The following is a 5,380-nucleotide window of genomic DNA, read 5'->3' as shown; positions in this document are numbered from 1 at the left end:
ATCAAAGGCCGTAATCTGGAAAATGTCATCAAGGTATCCGAATGAAAATACTTGTCGTTGAAGATGAAATCACACTAGGCGAACAAATCGTCGATGGTTTGGAGCAAAGTGGATGGGTCGCTGAACTATCTACCGACGGTATCGATGCCCTCTACCGGGCGACCTCTGAGCCATGGGATGCCATCGTCCTCGACCTCGGATTGCCAAAACTTGACGGCCTCACGGTGTTAAAAGGGATCAGAGATGAAAATGTCAGCAGTCCAGTCGTCATTCTCAGTGCACGAAACGAGTTGACCCAACGCGTTGAGGGGCTGAATGCCGGTGCCGATGACTACCTGACTAAGCCCTTTCAGATGGTTGAACTTGTCGCCCGCCTGCGTGCCCAGCTTCGCCGTTCGACAGGTAATGCCTCTCCGGTGATTCAGATCAGCGGGCTAAGCCTGGATACACGCAGTTCGAAAGTACTCTACAACGGTGAAGCTGTTGATTTAACAGCGCTAGAATTTAAAGTCCTGTCTTACATGATGCATAACGCTGACAAGGTGATCTCTCGCTCTGAGCTAGTCGAACATATCTACAAGCAGGACTTTGATCGGGACTCCAATACCATTGAAGTCTTCATCGGGCGTATCCGTCGTAAGATTGGCGGTGATGTCATCAAAACCGTTCGAGGGCTTGGATACCGCATCAATGCCGATTAAAACTCGTAGCAAACATCTTCCTAGCCTACGCAGTCGTCTGCTCCTCGCCGCGACGGTATGGCTACTGGCTATAACGCTCTCTGCGGGCTATTTGGTGCCAAGCTTTATCAAGAGCTATCTTATCGATCAGGAAAAACAGCAGCTCTACCTTTATCTCGATGAGTTAACCGCGCTTGCCGATGTGGATGCAACCGGCAAGCTATACCTGCCAAGCAAACTGTCTAACCCAAGGTTTCAATCTCCGTACAGCGGCCTTTACTGGGCGTTGACGGTAAATGATACCCAAATCCGCTCCCGATCATTATGGGATGCGAAAATTACCGGCAACGACGACGACGGCTATATCGGCCCTGATGAACAGTCTTTGCTCGTGGTCAAACGAAAGTTCCTGCTGCCTGAAATTGATGAATCGGTAGAACTTGCGATTGCTGCTAACCAAGACAAGCTGATGGCTACCCTGAAAAAACTCACCCATGGTTTATGGCTGATCTTGCTGACAATGGCAGTTGGTATCTTAGTCCTGACCTGGCTTCAGGTGAGCTGGTCGCTCTGGCCATTGAAAAAGCTCCGGCAAAACCTGAAAAATGTTCGCGAAGGTAACTCCACTGAGCTTACCGGCTTTTATCCGCAAGAGGTAAGGCCTGTTATAGACGATCTCAACGCTCTGCTTTTCCACTATCAGGAACTGCTAGAGCGAGCCAGAAACCATGCAGGTAACCTTTCTCATGCTTTGAAAACGCCGATTGCCGTTCTGAACAATGAAGTTGCCCTACTCGATGAAGAGGCGAAGCAGAAGTTGTCACCACCACTACAGCAGCTTCAGCAGCATATCGATTATCACCTGGGCCGCGCACGAATGGCCGGAGCGGCTAACATTCTGGCAGCGAAGACAGCACCGTCAACGCGTGTCGATGCGATATCAATGGCAATGGACAAAGTTTATGCCCACCGTAACGTCGTGCTGGTCAACGAGTTGGACAGTGAATTGAATGTTGCGGTTGAAAAACGGGATCTAGATGAAATTATCGGCAACCTCATCGAGAACAGCTATAAATGGTCGAATAGTCTGATCCGTGTTCACCAAACCGATAAAGACGCTCATCAGGTAACCATTATCATTGAAGATGATGGCCCCGGTATCGATGCCAGTGAATATGAGTCAGTACTCAAGCGAGGTGTTCGTCTTGACGAAACGACACCAGGAACCGGCTTGGGGCTTAATATCGTGAGTGAACTCGCGCACAGCTACCGGGGAAACCTGACCCTTAACAGTAGCTCTCTAGGCGGGCTAAAAGCAGAACTGTTATTACCGCTACCGAGAAAGTAAGTGCTAGATTTTCCCCTTACGCAAAATGCAGCCTTGTGGCTGCATTTTTGTATCTCTTATCACCCCATGTATACACGGTCAGGAATCTACACGGGCCAGAAGGTCAAGTTGACGATCCTCACAACCACACCGACAATAAAACAGCTCACCCCCAGGCGATACCACTTGTACTCAGCGGTATCCATGCCAACACGCTTGTAAAACATTTTGGCAACACCGCCCCAATCACTTGTTCGCTTGCCATATTGCATCACGCTCTTGGTTATGAACAACAACCCGGAAATGATCAACACCATTTCGGCAAAACTCATTGTGGTCTCCAGCATGACTTCTCCTTCGCTTGCTGTCATCCATCCTGATACAAACTTAGCGTAACAATGAAATTGCACAATTAGACCAAAGTGGAAGCCCTGCAGAGTTTCGACCAAACTTAGCCACAGATTTGCTGCAAAAGCACAACCAAGAAATCGTGAACAGCTTGTCTGCAAACCATAGCTGACTGAAAACACCAGATAAGTGTACCGATTGGTATGCCTTTCGTGTAGAATCCAGCCCCCGGAATTCTCAACGTACGATATCGAGGCGATATGCAATTACTCGAAGCCAAATTACATAAAATTGACCGTCACAATTACCGCAGCTACTCAAGCCTGCGTGGAGAATATCAATTCGTTGACTTCGACTTTTTCATCGATACAACCCAGGCTGATCCCTTTGCACCAGCCTCTCGTGTCCGTGCCCGCAGGAAATGGTCACTAACTGATCTTGAATGGCTAAAAGATCAGTCTACTGACTACCAGCGTGCAGCACGCGATTTCATTGCTCGCCAGTTTGCTGATTTGGCTCAGCAAATCAATGAAATTCAGATTGATCGTCCGGGCCAGACTATTCTGGATCGAACAGCTATTGTCTTTGATGAAGAAGCGATTGAGCTTCGCTTTCGTATTAACCTACCAGCGGATGGCCGAACCATCATTGCAAAGAAGACAACAAATCTTCTGACCTATACCATGCCGAAGGTTATTCGACGTGCAACCATCGCCCGCGAGTTGCCGCTTGATGAGATGAAGCGCCATTGTGAAACAGTCGAAGATCAGGTTGCTCTTCGACGCCAGCTGAAAGAAAAAGGCCTGATGTCTTTTGTTGCTGACGAAAGTATCCTGCCGCGCCTTGCAGGTAACAGTGACTTACCAATGCCTGATGCCGTCCCGTTTGTCAGCCCGGAAAGCCTCGCTGTCACCCTTGAAGCACCACATAAAGGTACGCTTCGTGGTATGGGGGTTCCACTAGGTATCACTATGATTGTCGGCGGCGGTTTCCATGGTAAATCGACGCTGCTAAATGCTATCGAAAACTCAGTCTATGACCACATTCCGGGTGATGGTCGCGACTATATTGTCACTGACGATACCGCCTCGAAAATTCGCGCCGAAGACGGACGTTGTGTCCACAAGGTAGATCTGACTCCATATATCAGCAACCTGCCGATGGGCAAAGATACCAGCTCATTCAGCACCCAAAACGCATCGGGCTCCACCTCGCAGGCCTCTTGGCTACAGGAATCGCTGGAAGCCGGTGCCCAGTCACTGCTGATTGATGAAGATACCTCAGCATCAAACTTCATGATCCGTGACGAACGAATGCAGTCTCTGATTGCAAAGAGTGACGAGCCAATTACTCCGCTTGTAGACCGTATCTCACTTCTTCGTGACCAACTGAATATCTCTGTTCTGTTGGTTATGGGAGGTTCGGGAGACTACTTGGATGTTGCTGATACTGTGATCCAGATGCATAACTACGAAGCGATTGATGTTACAGCCAAAGCTCGTGAAGTCGTGAAGTCTCACCCTACTCGCCGCCAGCTTGAAGGCTCTGAAGAAATCCGCCGTCCTCGTACACGGAAAATCAACCGCTCTGCACTGCAAACAATGCTTGAAGACGGTAAGTTCAGAATTCAGGTAAAAGACAAAACGTCGCTACGCTTTGGGCGCGAGTTCATTGATCTGCAAGCTCTGGAGCAGGTCGCTGATCCGAGCCAGCTTCATACAATCGGATGGCTTTGGTTCCAGCTGGCACAAGGCAAAGGTTGGGAAAAGAACCCAAGCAAAGCGTTCCAGCAAATGCTCCATGATGACTGGTTCAAAATGATGCCTAACTACGGCGATCTGGCCAAGCCTCGTGTCGTTGAAGTCATGGCAGTGCTTAACCGCATGCGCGCAGCTGATTTCAAATAAACCAGCGCAACAAAGTATACCTTTCTTTAGGCGGCATGATTCATGCCGCCTTTGTATTGCTTATTTAAAAGCCTTATCCTCTTTCACCACTCGCTCTCACTTTCGATTTACGCCATTAGTCCCCCCCAATAGACTCCAATCACGACAAATCACCCGGGCTTAATGCTCGAAACATGAACCTTTTTATTCCTTACGTGTTGGTTTTTTGAATAATTTCCCATTCTTGATCACAATACGAACATAAACCCAGCCAAGCGCGTTTTCGCATACTAGGATTATTTTGCTCATCGGAGGTCTAACAAGGAGAGTAAAATTGAAACGTCTCACTACCCTACTATTATTTTGTTTTATTGCGTTTACCAGCCAAGCCAGTACCACACCAAGCGGTGTCAGCCAAAAAGGCTATACCGAAACCAAGTATCCAATCGTATTGGTGCACGGACTATTTGGCTTTGACACACTGGCAGGCATTGATTACTTCTACGGTATTCCGCAGGCACTGGGCAAAAGCGGTGCGAATGTGTATGTCGCACAAATTTCCGCTACCAACAGCACAGAGCTTCGTGGCGAACAGTTGCTTACTCAGGTCCAGGACGTCCTTGCCGTCACCGGTGCCGAGAAGGTTAACTTGATTGGCCATAGCCACGGCGGACCTACTGCGCGCTATGTCGCCTCTGTAGCACCAGAGCTTGTTGCATCCGTAACCAGTATCGGAGGGGTGAATAAAGGTTCTCGGGTCGCCGATATCGTCCGGGGAACTGTGCCCGAAGGATCTCTGCCAGAAGGTATTGCCGTTAAACTGGCCGAAGGTTTGGTCACACTTATAAACCTGTTATCCGGAGGAAGTGATCTTCCCCAAGATCCACTTGCCTCATTGGCCGCTTTAACAACTGAAGGATCACTGAAGTTTAACCAAAAATACCCTGAAGGTGTGCCAACCTCAGATTGTGGTGAAGGTGACTATATCGCAGATAACGGCGTGTATTATTACTCGTGGACAGGCACCAGAAACTTCACCAATGCTCTGGACCCAACGGATGCAGCAATTGTCATCTTGGGCCTTGCGTTTGACGATCCCAATGATGGCCTCGTCGGTCAGTGCAGCACTCATCTCGGTA

Annotated in this window: 5 protein-coding genes; 4 read left to right on the top strand and 1 reads right to left on the bottom strand. The window is 48.9% G+C overall.

What is annotated here, in order from left to right:
- The first annotated feature begins 41 nt into the window (after positions 1–41).
- A complete protein-coding gene (locus tag MHN01_RS15390) occupies positions 42–701 on the top strand; it encodes a response regulator transcription factor (protein ID WP_239412149.1) in 660 nt (219 codons plus the stop codon).
- Positions 691–2,028: an ATP-binding protein gene (locus MHN01_RS15385; protein WP_239412148.1), complete on the top strand. Its 1,338-nt coding sequence runs from the start codon at positions 691–693 to the stop codon at positions 2,026–2,028. Before MHN01_RS15390 ends, MHN01_RS15385 begins: the two co-directional genes overlap by 11 nt.
- A gap of 86 nt (positions 2,029–2,114) precedes the next feature.
- Here MHN01_RS15385 and MHN01_RS15380 read toward each other — a convergent pair whose 3' ends face one another.
- Positions 2,115–2,351 carry a hypothetical protein gene (locus MHN01_RS15380; RefSeq protein ID WP_239412151.1) on the bottom strand — a complete coding sequence of 79 codons (237 nt, stop codon included), beginning with the start codon at positions 2,349–2,351 and terminating at the stop codon, positions 2,115–2,117.
- Between the two features lie 264 nt (positions 2,352–2,615).
- On the opposite strand from MHN01_RS15380, the gene MHN01_RS15375 reads away from it, so the two are divergent.
- The gene (locus MHN01_RS15375; RefSeq protein ID WP_239412147.1) at positions 2,616–4,262 is read left to right on the top strand and encodes an ABC-ATPase domain-containing protein; all 1,647 of its coding nucleotides are present in this window, start codon (positions 2,616–2,618) and stop codon (positions 4,260–4,262) included.
- Positions 4,263–4,611: 349 nt separating this feature from the next.
- Positions 4,612–5,380 (top strand): triacylglycerol lipase (locus tag MHN01_RS15370; RefSeq protein ID WP_239412150.1); only part of this gene is annotated, 769 nt, incomplete at its 3' end.

The organism is Photobacterium sp. OFAV2-7 (assembly GCF_022347985.1).
Taxonomy (GTDB): domain Bacteria; phylum Pseudomonadota; class Gammaproteobacteria; order Enterobacterales; family Vibrionaceae; genus Photobacterium.
This window is presented reverse-complemented; position numbering and strand designations above follow the sequence as displayed.

Coding starts and splice junctions, on each gene's coding strand:
- MHN01_RS15390 (WP_239412149.1), top strand. CDS start 42: ATGAAAATACTTGTCGTTGAAGATGAAATCACACTAGGCGAACAAATC.
- MHN01_RS15385 (WP_239412148.1), top strand. CDS start 691: ATGCCGATTAAAACTCGTAGCAAACATCTTCCTAGCCTACGCAGTCGT.
- MHN01_RS15375 (WP_239412147.1), top strand. CDS start 2,616: ATGCAATTACTCGAAGCCAAATTACATAAAATTGACCGTCACAATTAC.